The 26457-nt window shown below is 60.7% G+C and carries 21 protein-coding genes, 1 tRNA gene and 2 pseudogenes; 3 read left to right on the top strand and 21 right to left on the bottom strand.

Features of this window, described 5'->3' with window-relative positions; translation table 11 throughout:
* From AW06_RS17810 to AW06_RS17780, 7 genes and pseudogenes are all read right to left on the bottom strand, one after another.
* Window positions 1-619: pseudogene (locus AW06_RS17810) on the bottom strand (IS66 family transposase); the annotation flags it as partial.
* A 101-nt stretch (window positions 620-720) separates the two neighbouring features.
* Window positions 721-2357 (bottom strand): annotated as a pseudogene (locus AW06_RS17805) (class I SAM-dependent DNA methyltransferase).
* 2 nt (window positions 2358-2359) lie between these two features.
* Window positions 2360-4318 carry a DUF262 domain-containing protein gene (locus AW06_RS17800; RefSeq protein ID WP_034952948.1) on the bottom strand — a complete coding sequence of 653 codons (1959 nt, stop codon included), beginning with the start codon at window positions 4316-4318 and terminating at the stop codon, window positions 2360-2362.
* 1047 nt (window positions 4319-5365) lie between these two features.
* Window positions 5366-7144: a protein-disulfide reductase DsbD gene (gene dsbD, locus AW06_RS17795; RefSeq protein ID WP_034952900.1), complete on the bottom strand. Its 1779-nt coding sequence runs from the start codon at window positions 7142-7144 to the stop codon at window positions 5366-5368.
* A gap of 19 nt (window positions 7145-7163) precedes the next feature.
* Window positions 7164-7496, bottom strand: coding sequence for a divalent-cation tolerance protein CutA (cutA, locus tag AW06_RS17790; protein WP_034952898.1), 333 nt, complete (start codon window positions 7494-7496; stop codon window positions 7164-7166).
* A gap of 177 nt (window positions 7497-7673) precedes the next feature.
* Window positions 7674-8048, bottom strand: coding sequence for an Hsp20/alpha crystallin family protein (locus AW06_RS17785; protein WP_034952897.1), 375 nt, complete (start codon window positions 8046-8048; stop codon window positions 7674-7676).
* Between the two features lie 12 nt (window positions 8049-8060).
* Window positions 8061-8495: an Hsp20/alpha crystallin family protein gene (locus tag AW06_RS17780; protein WP_171047248.1), complete on the bottom strand. Its 435-nt coding sequence runs from the start codon at window positions 8493-8495 to the stop codon at window positions 8061-8063.
* 171 nt (window positions 8496-8666) lie between these two features.
* Here AW06_RS17780 and AW06_RS17775 point away from each other — a divergent pair, with 171 nt between their 5' ends.
* Both AW06_RS17775 and AW06_RS17770 read left to right on the top strand, forming a co-directional pair.
* Window positions 8667-9620 carry a DnaJ C-terminal domain-containing protein gene (locus tag AW06_RS17775; RefSeq protein ID WP_034952894.1) on the top strand — a complete coding sequence of 318 codons (954 nt, stop codon included), beginning with the start codon at window positions 8667-8669 and terminating at the stop codon, window positions 9618-9620.
* A 3-nt stretch (window positions 9621-9623) separates the two neighbouring features.
* Window positions 9624-9926, top strand: a complete 303-nt coding sequence (locus AW06_RS17770) for a chaperone modulator CbpM (protein ID WP_034952891.1) — start codon at window positions 9624-9626, stop codon at window positions 9924-9926.
* A gap of 254 nt (window positions 9927-10180) precedes the next feature.
* Here AW06_RS17770 and AW06_RS17765 read toward each other — a convergent pair whose 3' ends face one another.
* Both AW06_RS17765 and AW06_RS17760 read right to left on the bottom strand, forming a co-directional pair.
* Entirely contained in the window at window positions 10181-10831 is a 651-nt protein-coding gene (locus AW06_RS17765; RefSeq protein ID WP_273704853.1) for an indolepyruvate oxidoreductase subunit beta, read from the bottom strand.
* Window positions 10824-12734, bottom strand: coding sequence for a thiamine pyrophosphate-dependent enzyme (locus tag AW06_RS17760; RefSeq protein ID WP_273704852.1), 1911 nt, complete (start codon window positions 12732-12734; stop codon window positions 10824-10826). The genes AW06_RS17765 and AW06_RS17760 overlap by 8 nt, the downstream gene beginning before the upstream one ends.
* Window positions 12735-13045: 311 nt before the next feature.
* Between AW06_RS17760 and AW06_RS17755 the strand changes: the two genes are divergently transcribed.
* A tRNA-Val gene (locus AW06_RS17755) sits at window positions 13046-13120 on the top strand.
* Window positions 13121-13195: 75 nt separating this feature from the next.
* Here the strand turns inward: AW06_RS17755 and AW06_RS17750 are convergent.
* From AW06_RS17750 to ylqF, 12 genes are all read right to left on the bottom strand, one after another.
* Window positions 13196-14656, bottom strand: coding sequence for a metallophosphoesterase (locus AW06_RS17750; RefSeq protein WP_138677689.1), 1461 nt, complete (start codon window positions 14654-14656; stop codon window positions 13196-13198).
* Window positions 14653-15267, bottom strand: a complete 615-nt coding sequence (locus tag AW06_RS17745) for a hypothetical protein (RefSeq protein WP_034952885.1) — start codon at window positions 15265-15267, stop codon at window positions 14653-14655. Before AW06_RS17745 ends, AW06_RS17750 begins: the two co-directional genes overlap by 4 nt.
* 71 nt (window positions 15268-15338) lie before the next feature.
* Window positions 15339-16601, bottom strand: a complete 1263-nt coding sequence (locus AW06_RS17740) for an inorganic phosphate transporter (RefSeq protein WP_034952882.1) — start codon at window positions 16599-16601, stop codon at window positions 15339-15341.
* Between the two features lie 147 nt (window positions 16602-16748).
* A complete protein-coding gene (locus tag AW06_RS17735; RefSeq protein ID WP_273704851.1) occupies window positions 16749-17429 on the bottom strand; it encodes a TIGR00153 family protein in 681 nt (226 codons plus the stop codon).
* A gap of 258 nt (window positions 17430-17687) precedes the next feature.
* On the bottom strand, window positions 17688-18323 hold the full coding sequence (locus AW06_RS17730) for a DUF47 family protein (RefSeq protein ID WP_034952880.1): 636 nt from the start codon (window positions 18321-18323) through the stop codon (window positions 17688-17690).
* A gap of 83 nt (window positions 18324-18406) precedes the next feature.
* Complete coding sequence (locus AW06_RS17725; protein WP_034952877.1) at window positions 18407-19420, bottom strand: inorganic phosphate transporter; 1014 nt, start codon at window positions 19418-19420, stop codon at window positions 18407-18409.
* Window positions 19421-19433: 13 nt separating this feature from the next.
* Complete coding sequence (locus AW06_RS17720) at window positions 19434-20072, bottom strand: DUF47 family protein (RefSeq protein ID WP_034952875.1); 639 nt, start codon at window positions 20070-20072, stop codon at window positions 19434-19436.
* Between the two features lie 176 nt (window positions 20073-20248).
* Entirely contained in the window at window positions 20249-20905 is a 657-nt protein-coding gene (locus tag AW06_RS21095; RefSeq protein ID WP_273704850.1) for a hypothetical protein, read from the bottom strand.
* On the bottom strand, window positions 20905-21570 hold the full coding sequence (parA, locus tag AW06_RS17710) for a ParA family partition ATPase (RefSeq protein ID WP_034952873.1): 666 nt from the start codon (window positions 21568-21570) through the stop codon (window positions 20905-20907). The genes AW06_RS21095 and parA overlap by 1 nt, the downstream gene beginning before the upstream one ends.
* Window positions 21571-21803: 233 nt before the next feature.
* Window positions 21804-24491 carry a LuxR C-terminal-related transcriptional regulator gene (locus AW06_RS17705; protein WP_034952870.1) on the bottom strand — a complete coding sequence of 896 codons (2688 nt, stop codon included), beginning with the start codon at window positions 24489-24491 and terminating at the stop codon, window positions 21804-21806.
* Between the two features lie 132 nt (window positions 24492-24623).
* Window positions 24624-25520, bottom strand: coding sequence for an acyltransferase (locus tag AW06_RS17700; protein WP_034952867.1), 897 nt, complete (start codon window positions 25518-25520; stop codon window positions 24624-24626).
* A 3-nt stretch (window positions 25521-25523) separates the two neighbouring features.
* On the bottom strand, window positions 25524-26453 hold the full coding sequence (gene ylqF / locus AW06_RS17695; RefSeq protein ID WP_034952930.1) for a ribosome biogenesis GTPase YlqF: 930 nt from the start codon (window positions 26451-26453) through the stop codon (window positions 25524-25526).
* Window positions 26454-26457: the final 4 nt, after the last annotated feature.

The raw sequence follows: 26457 nt of genomic DNA, 5'->3' as shown, positions 1-26457 counted from the left end.
CGTCGGCCGGCGCCCGCCAAGCTTGCGCACGGCTGACATGACCGCAGGAGCAGCTCACTTCAAGCAGCGTGTGACGGGTGACACTGAATGCCAACCCGATCAGGCCCTCAACCTGCGGGGCAATGTCGACTTCGTCCCAAGCTGGGTAAGCCTGCGACGCCGCGTCCGCCGACAACACTGCCGCACAAGCGGCGCAGAACTCGGGGCGGTGCTCGCACCGGGCGGTGATCGCCAGTTTCTGACTGCGGCCATGGCCTGGGCTGCCCGGCTGCTTGCCGGGCCGCCTCCCAGACCCCTTCTTGGTCGATGACCGCTGGCCGTCGACCGGCAGAGACTCTTCCGTCTCTTCCGTAGCGCTTCCCGTCGCCCTCGCCGCGGGGGCGTCTGCCGTGTCGCTCTCGTCTGCCGCGCCACTCTGTTCCTCCGAGTCGCCTGTCTTCGCCCAGGGCGCTTGGCCGGTCGGCGGACGCGAGCGGTTGTCCGGGTTCTGATTCAGCCGATCCTGCAACTCCTTCACGTCGTGCAACAGCCGCTTCGACACTTCCAGCAAGAGCTCCGCCGGCAGCTTCTTCAGCCACTCGTCGTTCATCTGGAACAGATCATGTTTGCTCCGGGGCATCGTGCCGCGTCTGTCAGGTCGTCTGCAAGTTCCGTAACGATGCCATACAAATCATCACGATGGCGGCTTTTCTTAAGGGGGTGTGAACGAATACGCCACTTTCACGCTCCCAAAATCCCCGCCACATTTGCGGCGATGGTCTGCTCCAGCTCCCGCGCCTGGGCGTTCAGCGATGCCAGTTCCTCATTCAATGTTTCGAACTGCTCCTTGAAGTCCTCGTCGCTGACCTCCTCGCCCGGCGCGACGCCGACGTAGCGGCCGGGGTTGAGCGACCAGCCCTGGGCTTCGATTTCGGCCAGCGTCGCGGCCTTGCACAGGCCGGTGATGTCGCGGTAAACCGGCTCGGAACCGAAGATTTCGCCGAGCTTGCTCGCCGTCTCTTCGCCGGACACCGTTAAGTCGAGCGCCTCGCCACCATAGAGACGGACGAGGTTGGCGATGAAGCAGATCTGCGCCGATGTCCAGTCGCGGTGGGCGCGATCGACCTACCGGTAGATGTGGCGGGCGTCGATGAAGAGCACCGTGTCGGCGCGTTGTGTCTTCGCCTTGCCCTTGTCGAAAAACCACAGCGTGCAGGGCAGCGTGACGGTGTAGAACATGTTGGGGCCGACGGCGACCATCACATCCACCGCCCGCGCCTCGATCAGCTTCTGCCGCAGTTCCTGCTCGCTGGAGCGGGCATCGGAGGCCGAGTTGGCCATCACGAAGCCGGCGCGGCCGGTGGCGTTGAGCGCCGAGTAGAAGAGCTGGATCCACAGGTAGTTGGCGTTGTCGGTGCGCGGCAGGCCGAAGGGGAAGCGGCGCGCATTTCCGTGAACATCGTGGCCGACCATGTCCTTGAGCCGTTCCTTGTCCACCGCGTTGACGTTGAACGGCGGATTGGCGAGGACGAAGTCGAACGATCCGGTGGCGGTGTGCGGGTCGTCGTAGTAGCTGTTGACGTTGCCACCGTGGCGGATGTCACCTTCCAGCCCATGCACGGCGAGGTTGAGGCGGCACGGGCGGCCGGTTTCATCGGTCTTCTCGACGCCGCAGATGGCGAGTTCGGCGGCGGGGTTCTTCTGGTGCTCGGCAACGAAGCGCACCGACTGCACGAACATGCCGCCGGAACCGCAGGCGGGGTCGAGTATGCGGCCGTGAAAGGGTTCGATGATCTCGGTCAGCAGCTTGACGATGCAGCTTGGCGTGTAGAACTCGCTGCCCTTTTGCCCCTCGGTGCGGGCGAACTCGCCGAGGAAGTATTCGTAGATGCGTCCGAAGGCGTCGTAATCGACAGTGGCCGGAATCTCGGAGACTTTCTTGAGCAGTTCCTTGAGCAGGGTGCTGGTGAACAGGTTATAGGTCTTGGGCAGTACGCCGGCAAGCTGCGGATTGTGCTTCTCGATCTCGCGCATGGCGGCGTTGACCCTGGCGCCGATGTCGGCCACCTCGGGCAGCGTCAGCAGGTAGTCGAAGCGCGCCTCGGGGGCGAGGTAGAGGATGCCTTCGGTGTGGTAGGCAGCGGGTTCATCGACCCGGCTGCCACGCCGCGACGACGCACCGGTGCCTTCGAGCTTGGCGCGCGCTGGATGGCGAAGCGGACTTCGGCGAAGCGCAGGAAGATCAGGCCGAGGATGGGGCCGGAGTATTCCTGCGCCTTAAGGCCGGAATTGGCGCGGAACTGATCGGCGGCGTCCCACAGGCGCTTTTCAAGCGAGGTGGAGGCGGTGTCTTTTTCGGAGGAGGCAATCCATTGCATGGTCAGTCGGCTTCTACGAGCTCGAGGCCGCTGTCGTGGGCCATTGCGGTGGGGATGTCTTCGCCTTCGTCGGCAGGTTCATCGGTGGTAGGTGCGGCATGGCCGGTGATGCGCGACACCATTGCCATGAGCAACTTCTGGCGTGCTTTCATGAAACCGGCAAAGTCGTCAGCGTAAAGTTCCGGCACGGGAATGCAGTGGGTTTGCAGATAGTTCGCGAGTGCGGCCTTGTCAATCGGCGGCTCGCTGTTCTGACCGTTTGTGCCGGCCTTGCCCTTTTCCAGCTTGCCAAGATAGAGGGAGGGAGCATAGCCCCCGATGATGCGGTTGGTGCGACAGCTAAGCGGGGTCTTGTTGACCACGGAATCGTAGATGGACGGGGAAATTTTTTGTGATGGCGACTCGCACCAGGCTTTGGGGAAGATGCGGTGAATGTCGACACCTTCATCAAAGAAGACGATCTGGTCGACGGCTTGGCCGCTGCGGAAGTCGATGGCACCTTCGCGTAACAGGAGCGCCTGCAAGCCCTTGTAGGCGGCAGAGAGGCGCGAGCGCATGGTCAGCAGGCGGTCGGCGCGCAGAATGCCATCGGTAACGGTGTTGGGTTCCGGGCCACCATCGAGCCAGGCCAGCACTTCGAGGATGTCCTTGGCAAAACGACTTTCGACCGCCGAGCCGTAAAGCTCGCCAAACACGCCACACCAATACCAGCGGGCGATCTTGTCGTTGTTCGTCGTGTGCTCGGCCTTGTCGCCGATCTCGGCAAAGATGGCAGCAAGGGGAACAAGCTGCGTCTGGTAGGGCAGATCGATGACCCGGTGAATCTGCTGTTGTCGCAGGAATTTTGCGGCGCGCTCGAACCCGGCACGGACGGCGTTGCAACGCTTCTTGTAGGCGGCCAGCGGCAGATCGAGCAGCGATTGGCGCGTGGCGCGGACGGCCGGCCACTCGCTTTCCTTCTTGCTTGGGTCGGCTATTGCGACGAGGCGCAGTTCCTTGGTGTGCAGCAGGGCGATGGCTTGCAGGAAGTCGGTCGCGGCCACATTGGCCAGGATGCCTTGCGCCTGGCCAGCGGCGCGGCCGTAGATGGCGAGACGTTTCTGGATGCCGAGTTTGAGATCGGCGTTTTCGGATTTTTCGTCGCCAAGCCAGTCATCGCGCAGCTTGTGACCCTGGGCAGCGTACATGGCCGTGAGCAGCTCGAAGGCATCGAGCGCCTTGCCGCCTGTGTTGACCTTCTCGAAAACAAGGCAAACGGCTTCGTGCGAAGTGTCGGCACCGAGGGCGATGACAGGCACCTGGTATTCGGTGAAGCTTTTCAGTACGTCGTTCTTGAACTGTTTGAAGACTTCGCGCATCTCGGACTTGCCTTTGGCAATCCAGTAGTCGCCGAATTCTTCCTGCCATGTGTCCCAGTTGAATGCCTGGTTGAGCGGATACATCAGATGTTCGTATTCAAGCTTCGGCGACGACAGGTCGAGCACGATGTCCTTGTCAAAGTTTTCCTTCAGCTTGCGGTCTTCTGGCACTGCGAAGATCGCCGAGTCGCGATCAGCTTCGGTATTCAGTGTCTTGCGAATGTCGATATAGAACCAGCGCTTGACCAGCCGCTTTTTGGCGGTGATGGTCGAGACCACTTGGCGGCGCATGCAGCTTTGGTAAAGCGAAGTCATGCGCTGCTGGCCGTCGAGCAGCAATTGTTCAGGTTTCATCTGTGCCGCAACCGGCGCGCCCTCAAGGGGGCGGTAGGCGAAGACAACGCCCGTGTCAATCTTCGATTTAAGCGACATCAGCGCGCCCATCGGGAATCCCCGCGACACCGAGGCGATCAGGCTCATGATGCGTTCTTCTTCCCAGACCCAACTGCGCTGGAAGTCCGGCAGTTGCAGTTTGCCGTCCTCGCAGGTCTTGAGCTGCGTCTGGAGCAACACCGGGTTGGTGTCGAAGGTGGTCTTGGCCATCAGTGCAGCACTCCCCTTGTTTTCTTGTTGGGTAATCTGGCGATTCGGGCGAGTCGGCGTGCCCATCCAACAGGCATCCGATTAAAGCCGCTATTGTCTGACAATCTCTGGGGAAGAACACGAGAGTTATGCAAGGCCGATGAAGGCGAACGCTCAGGAGTTCGGGTTTGCTGCAACTAGCGACCCTGACAGCGGAGCGCAGCAACACCCGTTCACCATGCCGTGAGGGCACGGACGCGCTGAATAGCGGGGTGAGCGGCGAAGGGGCGCAAGACATCACAGACCATTGCCCGAACCCGAAGGGCGCGAAGCGATGGCCAACCAAGCGAAGCTCTGCGAAGCGACTGGCACATTTTGGGTAATGCGCTGTTATGTTGAATCGCGGGCGATTTACCCCGTAGCCGCGCATCGTTCAACTGACTATGAACACCGGGCGCAAGGGCAGCGGCGGTTCAGATACCCCCCGACGGTAGCCCTAGCAAGCCGCAAGCTGGCGAGCGGCTTTATCGCTGGCCTGCGCTGTGGCGAAGTGGGGCGGGTTAGAAGGGGTGGCGGTAGCGGGAGAGATAGAGCCGATGGCGAAGCCTTCGGCATGGTTCAGTCAGTGGCACGGTAGCGAAGGCGCGGGGCTTGCTGTTTCTGGTGCAAGCGCCGTGACTGAGTGGGGCGGAGGTGATTGTGATCGGGCAGAATAGGGGCAAGGCTTCAACAATTGTGCCCATGTTCCAGACTGGAACCCGAACAACCAAGCAACGGCGCGGTTTTACGCCGGTTCGCTAGCTTCTGTATTGGAGGCTTTCGGCGTAATCCGAAGCCTTCCACAAAACACCCCGCAACCACGCGTAACTGCGTGGCTTTTTGTTCCGCTGTCGGGCTGCATGTTCTGAATCCGCATCAAATATGCCCATGACGGCGTTTGGTTGGATGTGGTCAGGCCTTTACTGTGGAAGTCGAGTCAGCGATTCAAGAACCTCCCCTCCCCTCTTGTAGGGGAGAGAAACAGTCATGACTTTCATGATTGAGGGGTGTCTGGAAAAGTCATGGCCGTTAGCCCAAACGTGACAGCAGCCTGAGAAATTCCTCTGCGTTCTGGAAACCGACAACGCGTACGCCTTCGATCTCCCGGCCATTCCGGTCGAAAAAGATCAGTCCAGGTGGACCGTAGAGCTTGAAGCGTTGCAGTAGTGCCTGGTCGGCCTCGGAGTTGGCCGTCACATCGACCTGCAGCAAGGTCCAGCCCGCGAGCCTGGCCTGAACGCGCGCATCGGCAAGGGTGAAACGTTCCATCTCCTTGCAAGATACGCACCAGTCGGCATAGAAGTCGAGCAGCACCGGTTTGCCCGCCGCCGCAATACGGGTTTCGAGTTCGGCCAGTGAGCGCACGCGCGTGAACGCCAATGGCCTGGTTTCGCCACTTGCCGCGTTGCTGCGCAATACAGACAACGGTTGTAGCGGGTCGCGCGAGCCGGCCAGGATGCCGATTAGCATCGCCGCACCGAACAGCAGCATGACGATGCCCATGCCTTTCCAGAAACGCTGCCAGCCTTTGGCGTGCGGTGGCAGTGGATCGAGCGCGTGCAGGTAGACCGCCGGAACGATCAGTAGCAGGGCCCAGGCCAGCATCTGCACGACTACCGGAAGGACCGGTGAAACAAGCCAGACTGCGGTGGCCAGCAGAATCACGCCAAAGGTTTTCTTGATTGCTTCCATCCACGCGCCGGACTTCGGCAGTAGCGTACCTGCCGACATGCCGACGACGAGCAGCGGCACGCCCATGCCGAGACCCATTGCGAACAGCGCCGCGCCACCGAGCACAGCATCACCGGTCTGGCCGATATACAGCAGGGCGCCAGCCAGCGGTGCGGCGACGCAGGGGCCGACGATGATCGCCGACAAGGCGCCCATCGCCGCAACGCCGGGCAGCGAGCCGCCACGCAGGTGTCTGGCTTCTTCCGAGACCTTGCTTTGCAGAACGGTGGGCAGTTGCAGATCGTAGAAACCGAACATCGACAGCGACAGCAGCACGAAGATCGCGGCAAAGCTGCCCAGCACCCAGGGATTCTGCAGCGCTGCCGCCAGCAGTGTGCCGGTTAACCCGGCAGCGACCCCGGCCGCCGCGTAGCTGACCGCCATGCCGATAACATAGGCTAGCGACAGCAGAAAAGCACGCACGTGTGACACGCCATGCCTGTCGCGGCCGGAGCCGACGATGATCCCTGAAAGAATCGGAATCATCGGGAAGACACAGGGGGTCAGCGACAGTAGCAGCCCAAAGCCGAAAAAGCTGCCGAACAGCACCCAGAAGCCGGCGTGCTTGAACAACTGCGCGATGCGTCCCGACTCGTCGGTGGCCGGGCCCTGGCCCGGGGGAGGTGCCGGCGCAGTTGCCTGATCGGGCAGTTGCAGGCTGAGCTGCTGCTGTTGCGGCGGATAGCAGATGCCGGCATCGGCACAGCCCTGCGAAGTTACCTTGAGGATCAGCGGCAGCGGCCCCGAACGATTGCGCTCAACCGGCAGGCGAATGACCGCCTGATCGTAATACACCTCGACCTTGCCGAAGATCTCGTCGTGTTTTTCCTTGCCCGGCGGCAGAATCGCCGTACCGAGTTGTACCGCCGACGGCTCGGCAATGAAACGGAATTTGTCTCGGTAGAGGTAGTAGTCCTTGGCGATTTCGAAGCGCACTTCGATGTTTTGTCCGTCGATCGCGCGTGCGCTAGGCTGGAATGCGACAGCTGGGTCGAGAAACTCGTCGGCGGCTGCCAGCGTGCTCAACAGAAAGGCGAGCACGAGAAAGAACGGTGAGCAGAGCAGCCTGTGGGTCATGGCGGGAGTATTGAAGGAATCAGTCGGGACCGCGCGTTTCGCTGTCTACCCAGGCGAGGTATGCCGGCAGGCCCTGCACCACTGGCAATGCGATCACTTCTGGCAGCGTGTAGGGGTGGTGGCTGCGAATCGCCGTTTCAAGTGCGGCGTAACGTTCGCTGCTGGTTTTGATCAGTAGCGGCACTTCTTCGGCCGCCTCGATGGCTCCCTGCCAGCGATAGACTGATCGGCACGGTGCCAGAATATTCACACAGGCCGCCAGCCGAGCCTCGACGAGTGCGTTCGCCAAGGCTTCGGCAGCAGGTCGGTCGGGCAGATTGGTCAGGACGAGCAGGGCGGTCACGGAGCGAATTCTACTCCTTCAGGGTACCAGCACGTTCGGCGTTGCGCCTGTCGGGTCGACAATAAACAGGTCGGGTTGCATGCGCTAACCCGACCTGGTAGCCTTGGGCAGTCTGGAAGACGTAGATTTCGTCGGTCTTGCTCACTCATGTCGATGAGTGATGGATGATCCGGGAAGACGTCACCCTTATGACACCCTGACTTCGACTTTGCGCGGCTGCGCGTGCTCTGCTTTGGGGATCGAGAGCTTCAGCACGCCGTTCCTGAACTCGGCGCTGACCTTGTTGGGGTCGAGTTCCTTGGAGAGGGTGAATACCCGCCGGTAGCGAGAGAGGCTGACTTCGGCGTGACTCGCTTCGATGCCGCCGGGCATTTCCAGATCGATCCCACCTTCGATCGTCAGGGTGTCGGCTTCCACCTGCAGATGGAGTTTGTCCTTGGGCACTCCAGGCATATCGGCATACAGGGTGATTCCCGATGCGTCCTCGATGACGTCGACCGGTGGGAGCAGGGTCGCTTCATCACTGGGGCTCGGTTTCGTGACTTGGCTGTTGTCGGACATCTTCGATTCTCCTTATTGAATGGTAATCCGGCGTGGTAGTGCAGACTGCTTGCGGGCGATGCTGATGCGCAGCACGCCGTCGGTGTACTTTGCGTCGACGAGGTTGGGATCGATGTCGTCGGGTAGCGTCACCACGCGCCGGAAGCGGCCCTCGAAACGCTCGTCGATATGCACCGTGGCGTCTGCGCCGGGAGCCTGCCGCTGGCGCTCGCCGGCAATGATGAGCATGCCTTTCTCGATCTGCACGTCGAGACTGGACGCGTCGATGCCGGGTGCGAAGGCATAGATTTCAACGGATTGTGGTGTGCCCCCGACGTTCATCGCCGGAAATCCGCCGCGGGCGATGCCGCGAATGCTCGGAGAAAGACGAAAACCCTGCTGCATCTCACGCTGCAGCCGATCCAGTTCCGCAAACACGTCGCGGGGAAACAGAGAGCGATAGATCATGTTGAATCCTCCATATAATGAATGGGCGAGAGTGCCAAGACTGGCACTGCATTGCACCAATTGGGGGCGGTTCGACAGACTTCAATATCGATGTACCGTTTCCTGGTTCACCGCGCTTCAGCAGGATGGGTCGTCGTTGTACGATCATCCTATGTCGATTGAGGATCATGTATGGAATTCAAGGACTACTATCAGATTCTCGGGGTTCGGCGCGACGCCACCGCGGAGGAGATCAAGAAGGCCTTCCGAAAACTGGCGCGCAAGTATCACCCGGACGTTTCCAAGGAAGTGAATGCCGAAGCACGCATGCAGGAACTCAACGAGGCAAATGCGGTGCTCTCGGATCCGGAAAAACGTGCCGCCTACGATCAGTTGGGACGTGGCTACCAGCCGGGCCAGGAGTTTCAGCCGCCACCCGATTGGGATGCCGGCTTCGAGTTTTCTGGACAGGGGTTTTCGCCGGGTGAAGCGGGTGATTTTTCCGATTTCTTCGCCGAACTGTTCGGTCGTACGCGCGCTGCGCACCGTTTCAATTCCGGCCAGCATGGGCACTTCCAGGCACGCGGCGAGGATCATCACGCCAAGGTACTGCTCGACCTCGAAGATGCCTTTTCCGGAGCGACCCGGCAGATTTCGCTGCGTGCGCCGCGAATCGACGCACAAGGCCGCGTCGTGCTGGAAAACCGCACGCTGAACGTCAAAATCCCGCAAGGCGTGCACGCCGGTCAGGTGATTCGTCTGGCTGGGCAGGGCGCACCTGGGATCGGTAGCGCACCAGCCGGGGATCTGATGCTGGAAGTGCGCTTCAGGCCGCACCCGCGTTTTCGCGTACAGGGTCGCGACCTGCATCTGACGCTGCCGGTGGCACCCTGGGAGGCTGCCTTGGGCACAGTGGTGACGGTAGACCTGCCACAGGGCAGCGTCAAGGTACGCATCCCCGAAGGCGCGCAAAGCGGTCGGCAGTTGCGGGTGCGCGGCAAGGGCATTCCGGGCGCTCAGGCGGGTGACCTGCTGCTCGATATCCAGGTGGTTCTGCCCTCCGCCGATACGGCTAGGGCGCGCGCACTCTACGAAACCATGGCACGGGAACTCGCCTTCGATCCGCGCCAGGAAGGAAGGGACTGAGCCATGCGAGACGAGGAAATCCTGAGCGGTAGCCTGATCGACAGTAGCTGGCTGACACTCGAACAACTGGCGGCGGCATGTACCGTTGAACCCGGCTGGCTGCTGCGCCACATCGAGGACGGGTTGTTTCCGCACGCCGAGAGCGTCGCCGGCGTATGGTGTTTTTCCAGCCACAGCCTGCTGCGCGCGCGGCGCATGCGGCAACTCGAACGCGATTTCGATGCAGTTCCTGAACTGGCTGCGCTGATGGCCGACCTGCTCGAGGAATTGGACGAGCTGCGCGCTCGCCTCGGTGTTGCTGGGTGATATTGCCGGTCATTGTTCACTGGCTTGTAATGTCTGCAGGCTGATCAGCGGGCATCGGGTGGGCACCCGCTCAACAATCGGCCCAAAGGTGATTTCTGCAAAAACACCGGACCAAGAGTGATGGCGTCAGGCCGGGCTCAGGGCCGGCAAAACAAGCTGCTGCGGTGGTTGGGTGGTTGTATTCGTTGGCAGGAAAGGCTGTCATTGGCAGCCATCTTCCCCTCTCACTGAACTTCCTTGCCTGCGATACCCACTCATGGGAGCAGGTGGCAACCTGCGTCGGCTTCGGCTTTCGCCGCCGCTTCGGCGGCTGCGCGACCGGCGGCGAAAGCGCGCTGATTGAGTTCGACGAGTGTTGCTTTCTTGTGCGCAAAACGCTTGAGGATGCAGCCCTCGAGGACCTCGGCCGGAAAGGGCAGATGGTCCGAGATGGCGCCGAGCATGACCGTGTTGCCCAGCCGGATGTCGCCGAGTTCCTGGGCAATTCGTGAGGCGTCGAAGGAGAAGACCTGTGTTCCGGCGGCGCGCATTGCAGTCACCGGGTCATCCGGATAGTCGTAGAGACCAAGCTCGACGATCGGTGGCACGAGACGGCCGGTGTTCATCAGCACCAGACCCTCGGGACGCAGCATGTGGCGCCAGCGCATTGCTTCGGCGGCTTCGAAACCCAGCAGGACATCGGCGGTGCCGGGCGTGATCTGCGGCGACAACACCTTCGCACCAAAGCGCAGGTGCGACGAGACCACGCCGCCGCGCTGCGCCATGCCGGCGACTTCGGTTTTCTTGACATCATGGCCGAGCGCGATCGCCGCTTCGGCAAGGATCTCGGTGGCGGTCATCACCCCTTGGCCGCCGGTGCCGACGACGAGAATGTTGGTGGTGTTGAAGCGGCTCATTTCAGACATCTTGAGGAGCCTTCACCAGCTCGCTGCTCTTTCTGACGACCTTGATCGGCGTCGCCAGGGCATCGACATGCACGATCGCATCGGGTGCACAGGGCTGGAGGCACAGGCCACAGCCGGTACAGGCAGCACTTTCGATGCGCACGAAAGCGAGATCGACTTCGCGTCCGCTGGCCTTCCTGACGCGGTCGCGGCGTGTGACATGGATCGCCGGGCAACCGACATCGACACAGTTGCCGCAACCGGTACACCTGTCCTCGATCACTCGGTATGGCCTGAGTGCGTGGTAGTCCTTGATCAGTACACAGGGCTGGTTGGTGATGATCACCGAGGGCTCGGGAATTTTCGTTTCTGCACGCAGGGTCCTCAGCAGCACCGGCAATTGGTAGGCGTCAACCACATGCACACGTTCCGCCCGCACTCCAAGGGCCTTGACCAGCGTGGCGAAATCGACGCGCGGAGCTTCCTTGCCATGGATGTCACGGCCGCTGCCGGGATTGTCCTGCCCGCCGGTCATGCCGATGGCGCGGTTGTCGAGTAACAGGACGGTGACGTTGCCACGGTTGTAGACGATGTCCAGCAGGCCCTGCATGCCCATATGCAGGAAGGTCGAATCGCCGATCACGGCCACGATCTTCTGGTCCTTCTCGACGTCGCTGCGCCCTTTGTCGAGGCCCAGCGCCATGCCCATCGAGGCGCCCATCGAGATGCACACGTCGAGTGCGTTCCATGGTTGGCCAAAGCCGAGCGTGTAGCAGCCGATGTCGCCCGAAATGGTGACATTGCGCAACTGCGAAAGCGTGTAGTAGACGCCTAGATGCGGACATGCGACGCACATCGTCGGTGGCCGAGGAAAGAGTTGCATCGGCACCGCCTTCGCCTGTGCGGATACCGGCTCGCCAAGCAGGCGGGCGACTGCCGGCTTGAGCACCTGCGGCGACAGTTCGCCGATGAGCGGCAGAAAATCCTTTCCGCTGACGATTATTCCCTGCGCCTTAAGTTCGGTCTCAATCAGAGGCTCGACCTCTTCGACAACCAGCAGTTGTTCGCACTTTCCGGCGAAGCGGCGCAGAAGGTCAAAAGGCAGCGGGAAGGTGAAGCCGAGTTTGCAAACCGGCGCGTCAGGGAAGCTCTCGCGCACGTGCATGTAGGCTGGGCCGGAAGTGATGAAGCCGAGGCGACGATCGCTGCCCGGTTCAATGACGTTGAGCGCGGAGTTTTCGGCCTCGGCGCGCAGCCGGCGTTCACGTTCGAACATCAGCGGCAGACGCCGGCTGGCACCACTCGGCACCATTACCCAGCGGTTGACGTCCTTGGTAAACCCGGTGGCCGCACGTTCGTTGCGCTCACCGATGCTGACCAGTCCTTTGACGTGACAGATGCGGGTCGTCAGACGAATAATCACGGGGACCTCAAAGCGTTCCGAGATTTCGAAGGCGGCCAGCGTGAAGTCATGCGCTTCCTGCGAGTCGGCCGGTTCGAGCAGGGGGACATGTGCAAAACGGCCCCAGTAGCGCGAATCCTGCTCGTTCTGCGACGACGAGAGTCCAACATCGTCGGCGATCGCGATCACCAGACCCGCCGTGACGCCGGTCAGCGTCATCGTCATCAGGGCGTCGGAAGCGACGTTCATGCCGACATGCTTCATCGCGCAGAAGCTGCGCGAACCCGCCATGGTGGCGCCGAAGGCCACTTCGAGAGACACTTTCTCGTTGACCGACCACTCGGTGTAGATATCCGGATACGTCGCCACATATTCGAGCATCTCGGTTGCGGGGGTCCCCGGATAGGCTGCAGCCACCCGTACCCCGGCCTCCCACACGGCCCGCGCCACCGCTTCGTTGCCCGACATCAGCCGCCGCTTGGCTGCCTGGGGTGGGGGGGTTATTGCTGCTGCGATGCTCATTGCTTCTTTCTCCTTGCACAGAAAGCATTCCCGGGAACAGCCTAAACCTTAGCAGCTCAAGGTGCCGTTCGGGGTGACCTAGATCAATTATTATTATGCCCATCACGATTCCGGGCGCTCTGCAGAGCGGTGCGATGGGTATGAAATCGCTTTCGATCGGATTGACCGAGCTACCGACTTGTGATGTAATCCGGCTTCTTGTCGATCCGGTAGTCGGCACCAGAGTTCTGTCGTCTTGAGTCCTGCGGCGACAGTTGACTCCTGCTACGGCCGGAGGAGTAGTCAAGATCTTGCGATGCCGTCATCGCTCCGGGCGATTAACTCAGTGGTAGAGTGCCACCTTCACACGGTGGAAGTCAGTGGTTCGAACCCACTATCGCCCACCAGAATAACCAGAGCAGATCATCGGGTAGCCGGCCACGGCTGCATCCAGAGCCTGGATGACGGCCAGCCTTCGTTGCTCAGCCAGGCGCCGGGTCGAATGAGTTGATGATCGACGTCAATGCGTCAACCGGGTAGCGCAAAGGAACCATGGTGTTGCCGATACGGGTGAAGACGCCGACCTGATCGGGATTGGCACTGAACAGCACATGGTGGTTGGCAATCCCATCGACGTTGAGCCACAAGGTATCCTCACGGTTGATCGGTGTATGGCCAACGATCAAGGGAGTTTCCGGGCTCACTTGCAGGCATTGGCGAAAGCGTTTGACATCGCGCCGGCGATAGCCCTGGGGCCGGTTCGGCCGCTGCAGACGGTTGTTGATCAACTCGATGACCAGCCTCGGATGGCGGTGGATTTGCACCAGCATCTCGACATCGACCTTGCTGGTCGGCGGCGCCGCATGGCAAGCCGCGAAATCCTTGGAAGCAACCACGTAAGGCAACAACCGGTAGAACTCTTCCATGGCTTTCAGGTAGGCCGTACCGCGTCGCTCGCCGAGTTCCCTGGCCCACAGCAAGCCCTGTGGAATGCCGTCCTTGGACATGTCTTCGGAAAAGGAATCATGGTTGCCGCGAAGATAGAACACCTGTTCCGGAAAGTGCAGCTTGAGCCGGAAAATGAGATCCATCATCAGCATCGAACTCTCCATCTCCCGCAACTGCCCGTCGATTTCGGAATGTACCGCATCGCCGATAATCACCAGCACGGCCGTGCCTTGCTCGATCGCATCGAGAAAAGCATTCTGGCTCAGGATCGTCAACAGGTTGTCGATCTGGGCATGCATGTCGGCGACGATAATCGGTGTGAGCTTCGACGGTAGGAGCAGTAAGCCGCCAGGCAGACCCCGCTCATCGAGCGGGCGATAAATCTCTTTCCGCAATAGCCGATTGACCTCTTCGATGAGTTGCATCGCCTCATCCTTGGGTAACAGCGCGATTGGACCACCGAAGATCTCGCGTAGCCGCCGCCAGAGTCTCTCGCGAAGCCAGCCATCTTCTGCAGGGGCGGGTCCGATCCGCGTGCCGGCGTCACTCAGATTACGAAAAACCAGCGCATCGCGGCCGTGGATCAGGACCAGGTGCTCGTCATCCACGGCTGCCGGGTAATCGAATAGCTCCTTCTGGAGCATGTCTGCCGAACCCAGCGACAACCAACTTCTCGGCGTCAGGCGCAGAAAACCGCTGATCCGGCGACGATGGGCGCTGGGATCGACGAGGATGAAGCTGCCCAGTCTGACCGGTTCGCCCCGCCCGTTGAGACGCGTCTCAGGGTAGAGATGCAGGCGTTTGTCGTTGAGACCGAGCGAGATCTCGATCGGCAGACCGCCAAGAGGAACCCGCACCTTGCTGGTGCCCAATCGGTACGAGTCGCCCAGCCGGAGGTCACGCCCCCAGCCGAAGCCTAGTCTGGCAGCAACCCCTTTTAGCCACGCCAACAGGTTCGACAGCTTGAACGAGCGCCGGGTGGCCATCGTCCTCATGGCTGTGACTGCGGATCGAGGAAACGACTCGGGTGGCCATCTGCCCCCTCACGGAGATACACCTGGAAACCTTTGCGGTGCAAAAACTCGGCAACCCTGCGGAAAACTGCAAGCTGGGCAGTACAGATCTCCAGACTGAGTTGAGCATCGACCGGATGGGTGCTGTGGCGAGCCCGCTCGACCCGGCGCTCGAACACCAGTTCGGGAGGCGGCAGCATGAATTCAAACACATAGCGCCGATACCAGTCGACCGAGAAGAAATAGCGCTTGCAAGGTGGCAAGACGATACGGTGCAAATCGACGGGTGGCAGCGGATCGCGATCGAGGAACTCGGCATCAAAAACCGAGACCGCGTTGGCCAGACCCTGAAATGGAAGTCCAAGATGAATCTCTCGCGGCCGCACCGACAGGATCTCGGAGCGCCACCAATGCTTGCGACCCAGATCGAGATAACCCTCTTCGGACCAGCCGCCAAGACGCACGATCAAGGTGCTCTTACCGGCACCAGGTGGGCCAGTCACGAGAATCTGGCGAAAGCGAATGTCCTCCGGGAAATCGATCCCCTTGAAATGCTGCAGCGATTTGATGGGCAGGGTAGGCAGTTCCAGCATGGCTGCAGTTTCAATCGATCAGTGAACGGCGCACGGCAGCCCGTATCCGGAGGAAAGTGTCGCCCTCATGGTTATGCAAGGACGGTATTCAGGAGATGGAAGATGATGGCCCCCAGAAGTGCCCCAACCGGCACCGTGATCAACCAGGAGACGATAATGCCACCGATCACACGCAGGTCCAGGGCGCCGATTCCGCGGGCAATGCCGACACCCATCACCGCACCTACCGCGATATGGGTGGAGGACACTGGCAAGCCCAGGCCGGAAGCGGCCACGGTCACGAAAGCGGTGGCAACGGTCGCGCAATAGGCTCGAGTTGGTGTCAACTCGGTAATCTTGTGGCCCAGGGTGGCCATCACCTTGTAACCGTAGGTCGCCAGACCAGCGACCATGCCGACGCTGCCGAGCAACAAAAGGAAGGGCGTGATTGGCGAATCGGCAGATATTTCCCGGCTCACGAGGATCTGAATTGCCGCAGCCATCGGGCCAATCCCATTGGCCACTTCGTTCGAGCCATGCGCGTAGGCCATCGCCGCGCCGGTGAACACCATCTGCGGGATAAACAGTCTCTCGACACTGGCGAGTTGGAAGGTCCGGTCGACACGCTCATCGAGTTGGATGCGGCTCATCATCAGCCGGGCGGCAAGGGCCAGGACGACACCAATCACGATTGCAAGGAGCTGAGCCGAGAACACGTGGAAATGGATGTTCAGGTGCTTGAGGCCCTGGCTGATGGTGACCTGAGAAACCATCCAGCCGACCAGGAAGACATACATTGGCGCCCACTTGCGGGCCCGGGCGATCGGGTTGACAGTGTTGAAAATCAGCTTGCGGATGCTCATGGTCAGCAGCAGGGCCACTGTACCGCCAAGAACCGGCGAGAGCAGCCAAGTGGCGACGATTTCGCCCATCATTTCCCAATGTACCGCATGCACGCCGAGGGCTGCAACACCCACCCCGCATACGGCACCAACGATCGCGTGCGTTGCTGCCACCGGCCAGCCGCGCATGCTGGCGACCATCAGCCAGATTCCCGCCGCCAGTAGCGCCCCGATCATGCCGAGCACCAGAAGATGTGGCACAGGTTCGAAGAGCCTGCCGTCGATAATGCCGGTCGAAATCGTGTCGGCGACTTCTCCGCCGGCCAGATAAGCACCGCAGAATTCCATGATCGCAGCCAGAACTACCGCCTGTCTGATGGTGATCACTCCCGAGCCAACCGAAGTGCCCATGGCACTGGCGATTCCGTTGGCGCCAATTCCCCATGTCATGTAAAGGCCACCGGCGAGAGCCAGGACATATAACAAGGTTTGATGCTGATCGATGATTTCCATAAAATACTATCTACTACCGCCTTTGCTGGCGGACCCCCTTGCAGGACATACGAACGAAGTGGCCAGAATTCGGAGGGATGAAGTCGGAAATGGGCTGGCCTAAACGGGCGCCTAAATGGGCTGGCTTTCTTCCTGGACTCGTGATAGTCAGCGAGAGATCAGCAGACGCAGCCGGTCGCCGACCTTCTCCGCATAATCGGCTAGATTGCCAACCCACTGGATCAACTGGTACCAGAATATTACTGACACCGGCTTGAGCTTGTCCTCTTCCGCGAACAAGACACGGGCCAGCGCCATTCCCATCAGATCCGTATCGGATTCCATATTTCCCAGTTCGACAAGCATCTCATCCAACTGGCGGGTCTCGCGGCTACGGAAAGCGGTTTCTTGCAGCTCTTCCAGCTTCTCGATGATCGCATGCGCCAGCCGGCAAGTATCGATGCAGCGGACCACGAGCCGCATCAGCGGTTCGTCCATGCCTGGGAGCATCTCCATTCTACGTTCCACTAGCAAGCCGGCGATGTCCTGCGCAGTATTGGCGATGGCATCTTGTGCGGCCAGGAGTTCCAGCAGATCCTGCCGGCCCGTCGCCAGACGAGCGCTTCTCGGCAAATGCTCACAGATCTCGTTTCTGATCGCGTCAGCCTCACGTTCCTTGACGAAGATGTGGTTCTTGCGTTCTTCAAGCTGTTCCTGATCGTTGTCAATCAGGGCCTGGAACAGCCGCGGCACTTCTTCGACGCATTCGATGACGATGCGCATGTGCTGCGGCAGCGGTTTGAACGGCGACTTGCCGAACAAGGTAGCCATCGGGTTGCTGGGCAACATGGGCGTTCTCCGCGAAGGCAGGTGAACAAATCCGGAAGGAAGGTCACGCTGAGCGGGCCTGGGTGGAGGGATATCCGCAGCAGGGTTCTCCCTGGTGCCCTCTTCCGCCGCTAATGCGCGAGCGAATTGTAGTCCGAAGTTCGGTTCACGGGAGATTGCAACGAGTCAAGGATGGGGGACGACGGGAAGCCTCGTAGTTTTCGGATATATTCAAAGGAAACGCCCCGTTGCCGGGGCGTCGTGTGCACAGGTCAGGTCTCAGGCATTCTGGATCAGGATTTCTTCGAGCATCTGGGCCGAGGCCTTGCAATTGCGAAGCACCTTCTCCTGGAGTGAATAGAACTCCCGCAAGGCAAACGCCCTCAGGGCTGCCTGCTCATCCCCCTCGTTCTGGAACAGGGTTTTGATTGCCCGTTGCATGACCAAATCGGACTTCTCTTCAATGCGTTCGATTTCGACGCACAGATTCACGCTGACCTCGCTGCGACCCTGTTCCTTCAGGGCAGCAATCGCTCGCGTCAGGCGCGAGCAGGCATCTACGGCCATCGACGCGAGTTCGCGTGACTCGGCATTGGATGTGCCGATGTGGTAGATGTTGACCGCTTGCGCGACATCCTGCACCGAATTCATGATCCGGTCGATATCCAGTGTCAGGTTGTAGACCTGGTCACGGTTGAGCGGGGTCACGAAGGACTTGTGCAGCATCAGCATCAGGTCTGCCTTGATCTGGTCGGCGCTCGCCTCGTTCATGTTAACTTCTTGGATCAGCGCGTTCACTTCCTCCGGGTTGACTCCGAGGTCGTTGATCAGGCGCAGCATCGAACTCGCACCTGCCAGAACCCGTTCGCTGTGTGCCTCGAGAAGCTCGAAAAACTGGGTTCGCTTGGGTAACATATATCACTCCCTTGATAATCATCTGTTGTTCGCAACGCCCCATGGCAGGGGCGTCCGTTGCATGTGTGCAAGCATGCCTTGGGCTACAGGAACTTGGTTCCGATATACCAGAAGATCGCCGCAATCAACCCAGAGGCCGGAATCGTCAGTATCCAGGCAACGAGCAGGTTCATGGTGATCGCCCAGCGTACCGCCTTGACGTCGGTCGCTGCACCGACACCAATGATCGCACCCGTGATGGTATGTGTCGTCGACACCGGAATGCCTCCCAGTGTCGCCAACCCCAGTGTGATCGCCCCGCCCATCGAGGCGCATGAACCGCTGACCGCATTGAGCTTGGTGATCTTGGTGCCCATGGTCTTGACGATTCGCCAGCCACCCAGATAGGTTCCCCAGGCAATCGCGAAGTAACACGAGTAGATCACCCAGGTCGGCAGCGTCGCCACGTCCTTGGTCGCCACGCCGGCAGTGATCAGCAACAGCCAGATGATGCCGATCGTCTTTTGCGCGTCGTTACCGCCGTGGCCCAGGCTGTACGCTGCAGCAGCGATCAATTGCCCGCTCTTGAAGAACTTACCGGCCTGATATGGTGAAGTGTTACGGAAGATCCACGATACCAGCACCATCAGCAAGCCGCCGATGATCACCCCGACCAGCGGCGAAATGATGATGAAGGCGAGGATCTTGCCGAAACCCTCCCAGACGATCGGCGCGCCCGAGCCGGCTTTGGCCACCGTCGCTCCGACCAGACCACCGACCAGGGCGTGTGACGATGAAGACGGAATGCCGTAATACCAGGTGATGATGTTCCAGGCGAGCGCCCCGACCAGTGCCCCGAAAATCACATAATAATCGACGAAACTCGGGTCGACGGTGCCCTTGCCGATCGTCGCCGCCACCTTGAGCTGGAATACCCACAGCGCGGCGAAGTTGAAGAATGCGGCGAACAGTACCGCCTGTTTCGGTGTCAGGGCGCCGGTTGCAACAATCGTCGAGATCGAGTTGGCACCGTCATGAAACCCGTTCATGAAGTCGAACGCCAGCGCCACTGCAATCAGCAGCGCCAGCGTCCAGATGCTCATATTTAGGCCTTCCATTTTGCGCTACCTCTCAGGAGTTCTCGATCAGGATCTCTTCGATCATTTTGGCCGCGTCTTGGCAGCAGTCGAGGACGGATTCCTGCAGCGAGTAGAACTCCCGCATCTTCATCGTCTGCCAGACGTTGGCCCCCTCCTTGAAAAGCTCGGTGATCGCCTTCTGCTGCACCTTGTCGGCCTTGGTTTCGATTTCTTCGATTTCCTTGCACAGGTTCAGTGTTTCCTCGCCACGTGCCTTGTCGCCCAAAGCCGCGACTGCTCGGTTGAGGCGCATGCAGGCATCAGCACTCAAGGAAGCCATTTCGCGGGCTTCGATCGTCGACTGCTTGATGCCGTACATGTCAATGGCGTTGGCCACCGATTGCAGGACATTGAGCGTCATGTCGAGGTCACTGATCAGCGAATGGATCTGGTCCCGATTGATCGGCGTGGTGAAGGACTGGTGCAGACGAGCGATCACTTTGGCCTTGATCTCATCGGCACTTTTTTCGTTGAGATTGACCTCCGAGACCAGCGCCGCAGCGTTGCCACTGCCATCGCCCAGGCCATTAATCAGACGCAGGGTTGCATTGGCCCCGGCAGCGACCTTTTCAGAATGCGCCGCGAGAAGTTCAAAGAATTCCCGGCGTTGCGGCATCAGACTACTAAACATACGACCTCCCTTGGTTATCTGCCCGTTCGAGCAGCGCACAGTCAAAACATGCCGACGATGGTCGGCACCACTTCAAATATCCACAAATTCACTCGGGCAATGGCCTACCATCGTGCAGGTCCGCCACCGCGGGGGAAAGACTTCAGGCAAGCCATTGCTGCCACGCTTGATCAGTTCTAGTTCTTCTTGCCCTTATTGGGAATGCTTACCGCGGCGAGCAAAGCTTTCATCTGCTCGACCTTCTGCTCGGCAAACAGGCGCACTGCGGCGCGCAGGATGTCGGACTTGCTCGCTGCCCAACCCGCCGCCTTTGACAACTCGGTGCGCACGGCTTCGATGGCCGCCTCTTCGCTCTTGAGCAATTCCACCGTGTAGCGGACGAGTTTGTCGCCCTTTGCCTTGGCTGCCTTTTCGATCTTTTCCAGCGCTTCCTCGAGCCCGGCGGTCTTCTTGCCGGTCTCGGCGGCGGCTTCTACCTTGGCCTGCGGCTGCGGCCTGGTCGATTTCTTGCTGCCCGGCTTGGTCTTTGCAGCTTTAACGGCGCCTTTTTCCGACTTGTTTTTTGCCGGCGCCGCCTTTCTCGCGGCCTTGCCGGGGGCTTCCACTACGGCTGCCGGCGTCACCTCGTCCGCTGGCTTGGCTGCGGCCTTGCGCACCGGCGCCGGTGCTGCCTGGGTTTCTGGCGCGTCAGCGGCGGGAGCTTCGGGTTCCGGCGGGACGACCAGTGCAACGTCGGTGGCCACCAGACGCTCGGCGAGCGATTCATCTTCCTTCTTGAGACTGGCGCGCAAAGCGGTCTTGTTGCTGTTGGTAGTACGTGTGGGTGTAATCATCAGTTTTCTCCCAATTGTTTAAGAACGGCAGCGATCAGCTTGCGAACCTCATCCTGAGCGGCGTCAGCACCAGAGGCCAGTTGAAAAACCGATGCGCCGATCACTGCACTTTGCGCATAAGCATTGCGCTGGCAGAGCATAGCATCGAGGATGGGCAAGGTAAATTCATGCAATAGTTCAAGCACATCCGTAGCCAGGGCGGTATTTTGCACACGGTTGGGGAGAATACAGCCGTGCAGGCGATGGCTTTGCTCCATGCGATTGAGGATCAGGCGCTCGACTGCCAGCGTCGACCACAGGTCGGTCGGGCTCGGTACGGCTGGTACGATGGCCAGATGCGCCACCGCCAGCGCGGCCAGCGTAGACGGGTGGTAGATCGACGGCGGGGTGTCGAGAACCACATAGTCGGCCTCGGTCTGCAGTTCCGCGACCTTCTTGATCAGTTCCAGGCCAGACATCTTGCGAACATCGAGTTGCAGCTCCGAGTCGAGCAAGGGCGCCGACTCCGCCCAGCGCAGCGCGCTTTCCTGGGGATCCAGGTCGACCAGCAGCACCGAAGCGCCGATGGCATGAAACCCTCCCCCGAGCTGTATGGCAACCGTCGTCTTGCCAGCGCCCCCCTTTTGCGAAACCACTGCGATTACCCGACCTAATGATGAAGACATTCATCGTACCTCTGAGAAAACTTTGTTATGGGCATCCGCGTAACTCATAATTATGCCATCGCGAGAAAAACGGACAAGCCGAAATGGGCCCGCAATGGGCCATGAAATGGGCCATTTTTTGATAAACGGCCCGTATCCTTGATTAAGGTCAAGGAAGATATGCTCACAGCCAGCCATGGCAGGAAACCTGCCCCTGCAAAACCACGATGGTGGCAGCCTGGGCGGGAAAGCGCTCAAGCGTCGACAAGAAGGTTGAGGGTCCTGGCCTTGAAGACGGCTTCACGTCGGCTTGAAGCGCGCAGCTTGCGATAGATGTTCTGGGTATGCCGCTTGACCGTCGCCCGTGAAATGCACAATTCCTCCGAAATCTCGATGTTGCTCAACCTGACAGCGAGCAGTTTGAGAATCTTCAGTTCACGGCGGGTCAGGTCTGCAGCCATCTGCTGGCGTCCTGCATTGACCAGCCAGTCGTCGTTGAATGCGGCGAGGATCTGACCGACGTAACGGACATGGGCGGCGTGGCCGACAATCCCCTGGCCGGTTTGCAGCCGTTTCAGCGGCGGCACGAGTTCCTGCCCAAGATCGACGAACAACCGGATGAAACCTCCGGGCTGCGCAAGCACGACGGCACGGCCCAGCAGCTCGCAAGCGGCTGTCTCCTCGCCGTGGAGATGCCGCAGCAGCGCCTTAAGCGCCAGGACCTCGATCAGGAAACGGACGTTGTGCCTGGCCATCAACTCGGTTTCCAGCAATTGCAAGAGGCGAGTCGCCTGCTCGTGGCTTTCGGCACTTCCCTCGGCGATCCACACCCTGGCCAGAGTCAGGTGAGGCGCGTTGCTGAAGCGGTAGACAAACTGGATCGGACCGGGATCGAAGTTGCGTGCCCATTCCCGGGCCGCATCAGTCCGCCCCTGGCGCAGCGCCAGGTCGGCCTGACAGGCGTGCGCACGAAACAGAGCCGGCGAATTGCCGCTGCGCCGCAGGTGCTCGCAAACCGTATCGACGAGTTCGCGCGCCAGATCGGTCTGGCCGAGCGCCTGATAGACCGCTGACAGAACGAAGGAAACTTCGGTTCGGTAGCCGGGCCGCGGCGCCGACCCCGGGGCGAGTGCAGGCAGCAGCGTGGCCTCGGCCAGCGCCAGCTCGTTGCGCTGATACTGTACCAGGCCATGGAAGTAGCGTCCGAGGACCGGACTGCCTACGCCGGGCAAACGATCTCCACAGAGCGGGTAGTGCTGGTTGGCGGTCCACTTAAGTGCCGACAGATCTGCAGCCATCCAGTCGATGAAGCACAAGGCAGCAAGCAGCGGCGCCTGGCAAACGTCGACCGGTCCCGACGCCCGTGCCAGCTCCGCATGCAGACTCTGACGAGCACCGACCAGGTCGCCGCACATTTGCCGGGCTCCTGCGATGACTGCCTGGGCCAGGACGCGGGCCTGCGCATACTCCTTCGGCAGGCTCTGCAGCGCCTGCTCGGCAGCACGGGTGGCCATGTCCGCCTGCCCTTCGAGGTAGTGCTGCAGGCTGCGCAGCGCTAGCACGTTGTCACGCACAGCGGCCGCGGGCAGATCATCAGCGGCGCTTTCGAGCAACACCTCGATCCGGTCGAGAAGCGACGGGGTCTCGACATGCCGCCCTTGGTGATACATCAGCCAGGCCTTGAGCAGCAGCAGTTCGGGTTTCTCTTCGACGGTATCAGGTGGCAACAGACGCAGACAACGTTCGAGTCGTGGCCGCTGCTCCTGGTTGAGAAGTCGCCGGCCGTGACGCACCAGCAGATGGCCTGCCGCGGTCGCACCGGCTGCAGCCAGCACTTGCGGAATCGCTTCTTCGAGCAGGTCTTGCGTTTCGAACCAGGCTGCCGCACGGCGATGCAGTTCGGCGATCTCGCTCGCCGGATAATGCAGGTCGAGCTGCCGCTGCAGAAACTCCCGGAACAGACGCAGATGGCGATACCAATTCAGGTGATCGTCGATGGCGATGCAGAGCAGCGAGCCGCTCGACACCCACTGCATGAAGGAATGCCCATCGCGAACTTCCCCGAGGATGGCGTTGCACAAGGGCTCACAGAAACGGTCGAGAATCGAGGTCCTGAGCAGGTAGTCACGTGTGGTTACGCTTTGTCCGGCAAGCACTTCCTCGAAGAAATATTGCTCGACCTCGCGCGTACTGCCGCTGAAGGGGGGCTCCAGTACGTCGACTACATCGCGCTGTCTTCGTAGCGCCCGAGCTGCGAGGCGAACGCCAACCGGCCAGCCCTCGCAGCAGGTCTGTAGTCTGTCCAGCGCCGCTGCCGAGATGGGATGTCCGGTACAGCGTTCGAGCAGGATCGCCGTTTCACGCTGGCTCAATTGCAGGTCACGCATCCGGATCTCGTTCACCTCCTCGCGGACGCGTAGCGCGCCCAGGGACAAGGGGGGATCGTGCCGGGCGATCAGCAGCAAATGCAGAGCACTCGCCGGATGCGCCAGCAGGCGATCGAGCAGTGCGTGTATCGGTGGCGAATCGATGTGGTGATAATTGTCGAGCACCAGTACCAGCGGAACCGGCAGCGCTGCCAGATCATTGCTCAGACTACCGGCAAGAAGCGCCCACGGCACTTGCTGCACGGCATCGAGATGCGCCAGCGTCTCGGCGCAGGCATCGGGAACCGCCGTGCGCAACGCGGTGGCGAGGTAGTGGATGAAAACGATCGGATCGCTGTCATCGCGGTCGAGCGAGAGCCAGGCAGCCAGGCCATTACGGCCAGCGAGCCAATGCGCGACGAGCGCCGTCTTGCCATAACCTGCGGGTGCCACCAGCAGGGTCAGTGGCCGGTTGCTGCCAGCCTCGAGCAATGCCAGCAACTCGCTGCGCGCGATGAAGTCGCCGCTCTCACGGGGACGCTGCAGCTTGCTGCGGACGATCTGGAGCGATGGCATCTCTGATCTGAAGCGAAAGAATACGATGATACGTCAGGCGCTCGGAACTGCGGGAATTGCGTATTCATTTTGGATCCCATGCGGGCGGTGGCCGTTGCCTGACCAGGGCGGGAAGCCAGGGGCGGGCCGCGGTCAGTCGCTTGCGAGCAGTCCTTCGATCTGCGAGTCCTTGTTTTGCCAGATCTGCTGCATCCACTGCTGGAAGGCCTCGCGAATCGCCGGGTCATTAGCGTAGTCTCCGGTCGCCAGATGCTTGGGCACCGCAATCCTCTGCACGCGAACCCGCACGCGCCGCATCCTGCCGCAGAGGAATTCCCAGAAATTAGGAGCCCTATCAGGATAAACGATGGTCACATCGAGAATCGCGTGGAACTTGTCGCCCATCACATTCAAAGCCAGCGCAATTCCTCCGGCTTTCGGCTTCAGCAGGTGACGATACGGTGACTGCTGCCGCTGATGTTTGGCCAGCGTGAAGCGCGTTCCCTCGCAGAAATTCATCACGCTGGTCGGGATCAGCGAAAACTTCTCGCAGGCCAGGCGGGTCGTCTCCTGGTCCATGGCGCGCAATTCCGGGTGCGCTTTGAGCACTTCTTCACCATGGCGGCGCATGAACGGAAAATCGAGCGCCCACCAAGCCAGACCCATCACCGGCACCCAAAGCAGTTGCTGCTTGAGGAAAAATTTGAGCAAGGGAATGCGCCGCGTCAACAGATGTTGCAGGACAAGGATGTCGGCCCACGATTGATGGTTGCAGTTGACCAGATACCAACCGCGCGGGTCGAGCCCCTCGATCCCCTGGACATCCCAGTGCGCTTTCTGGGTCAGCGCCATCCAGCCACTGTTGCATGCGATCCAGGCTTCGGCAATGCGCACCAGCATCGGGTCGAGGCGCAGGCGAACCGATCGGAACGGCAGGAGCAGCTTGAAGACGGCCAGGAACAACAGGACCGGCACCCAGAAGAACGAGTTGATCGCCAGCAGCGAAAAGGCCATCAGGCCGATCAACGGCGCCGGGAGGAAATTCAGCATCGCTCAAGTGAAGGCGGTCGGTAACCGGTTGTCCGCTGCCGGCAGGAGGATCGCCGTCTGCGCCCGGGCAGCCGCCAGCATGACAGTGCGCGTTGCCGGGGTCTCTAGGCTGATGCGGCCGAGCAGACCGTCCCGGTAATCCTGCAGCAGCGTCTTCGCTGCCCTTTCGAGATCGGCTGCCCCGCCACGGACGCGCAGGCCGCGGCGTCTGGCGATCTCGGCAATCACCGTCACGGCATCGAAGTGCTCGCTCATATCGACAGGGAAGCCGTAGCGCTTTGCCAGCAAGGCAGGGTAACGTGCCAGCAGCAGTCCGGCAAGAAAGTTGGCCACTTCCTCGTCGATCATCGCATTTTGGCCGACGGCATGGCTTGCGGCGAGCATCAGGCCATCGCTTGGATGTTCGATTTTCGGCCAAAGCAGTCCGGGTGTATCGGTAATCGAGTGCCTTAGATCGAGCAGCGAGGTCTGCTGCGCGCGGGTCACTGCCGGTTCGTCGCCGACCTTGGCCAGTTTGCGCTTGAGAAGGACATTCATCAGCGTCGATTTGCCGACATTCGGGATGCCCATGATCATCATCCGCAGCGGCTTGGTATTTTCGCTGCGATGGGGTGCCAGAGCCTCGCACAGGCCGGGAAGGCGGGCCACCTCGCTGGGCCTCTTGCACGACAGCGCCACCGCGCGCACGCTCTCCTGCCGGTTGTAATAGGCGATCCATGCCTGCGTCACCTGCGGGTCTGCAAGGTCGGCCTTGTTCAGGACCTTCAGGCACGGACGCTGGCGCAGCAGGCGAAGCTCGCGGACCAGGGGATTAGTGCTTGCCTCGGGCAGGCGTGCATCGACCACCTCGATGACCACGTCGATAGAAGCCATCGTCTCGGCCGCTTTCTTGCGCGCAGAGGTCATGTGACCGGGATACCACTGGATGGCCATGAAG

Origin of the sequence: Candidatus Accumulibacter cognatus, from assembly GCF_000584975.1 — a bacterium.
GTDB lineage: Bacteria > Pseudomonadota > Gammaproteobacteria > Burkholderiales > Rhodocyclaceae > Accumulibacter > Accumulibacter cognatus.
This window is presented reverse-complemented; position numbering and strand designations above follow the sequence as displayed.

Coding starts and splice junctions, on each gene's coding strand:
- AW06_RS17800 (WP_034952948.1), bottom strand. CDS start 4,318: ATGGCCAAGACCACCTTCGACACCAACCCGGTGTTGCTCCAGACGCAG.
- dsbD (WP_034952900.1), bottom strand. CDS start 7,144: ATGACCCACAGGCTGCTCTGCTCACCGTTCTTTCTCGTGCTCGCCTTT.
- AW06_RS17785 (WP_034952897.1), bottom strand. CDS start 8,048: ATGTCCGACAACAGCCAAGTCACGAAACCGAGCCCCAGTGATGAAGCG.
- AW06_RS17780 (WP_171047248.1), bottom strand. CDS start 8,495: ATGATCTATCGCTCTCTGTTTCCCCGCGACGTGTTTGCGGAACTGGAT.
- AW06_RS17775 (WP_034952894.1), top strand. CDS start 8,667: ATGGAATTCAAGGACTACTATCAGATTCTCGGGGTTCGGCGCGACGCC.
- AW06_RS17770 (WP_034952891.1), top strand. CDS start 9,624: ATGCGAGACGAGGAAATCCTGAGCGGTAGCCTGATCGACAGTAGCTGG.
- AW06_RS17765 (WP_273704853.1), bottom strand. CDS start 10,831: ATGTCTGAAATGAGCCGCTTCAACACCACCAACATTCTCGTCGTCGGC.
- AW06_RS17760 (WP_273704852.1), bottom strand. CDS start 12,734: ATGAGCATCGCAGCAGCAATAACCCCCCCACCCCAGGCAGCCAAGCGG.
- AW06_RS17750 (WP_138677689.1), bottom strand. CDS start 14,656: ATGAGGACGATGGCCACCCGGCGCTCGTTCAAGCTGTCGAACCTGTTG.
- AW06_RS17745 (WP_034952885.1), bottom strand. CDS start 15,267: ATGCTGGAACTGCCTACCCTGCCCATCAAATCGCTGCAGCATTTCAAG.
- AW06_RS17740 (WP_034952882.1), bottom strand. CDS start 16,601: ATGGAAATCATCGATCAGCATCAAACCTTGTTATATGTCCTGGCTCTC.
- AW06_RS17735 (WP_273704851.1), bottom strand. CDS start 17,429: ATGTTGCCCAGCAACCCGATGGCTACCTTGTTCGGCAAGTCGCCGTTC.
- AW06_RS17730 (WP_034952880.1), bottom strand. CDS start 18,323: ATGTTACCCAAGCGAACCCAGTTTTTCGAGCTTCTCGAGGCACACAGC.
- AW06_RS17725 (WP_034952877.1), bottom strand. CDS start 19,420: ATGGAAGGCCTAAATATGAGCATCTGGACGCTGGCGCTGCTGATTGCA.
- AW06_RS17720 (WP_034952875.1), bottom strand. CDS start 20,072: ATGTTTAGTAGTCTGATGCCGCAACGCCGGGAATTCTTTGAACTTCTC.
- AW06_RS21095 (WP_273704850.1), bottom strand. CDS start 20,905: ATGATTACACCCACACGTACTACCAACAGCAACAAGACCGCTTTGCGC.
- parA (WP_034952873.1), bottom strand. CDS start 21,570: ATGTCTTCATCATTAGGTCGGGTAATCGCAGTGGTTTCGCAAAAGGGG.
- AW06_RS17705 (WP_034952870.1), bottom strand. CDS start 24,491: ATGCCATCGCTCCAGATCGTCCGCAGCAAGCTGCAGCGTCCCCGTGAG.
- AW06_RS17700 (WP_034952867.1), bottom strand. CDS start 25,520: ATGCTGAATTTCCTCCCGGCGCCGTTGATCGGCCTGATGGCCTTTTCG.
- ylqF (WP_034952930.1), bottom strand. CDS start 26,453: ATGGCCATCCAGTGGTATCCCGGTCACATGACCTCTGCGCGCAAGAAA.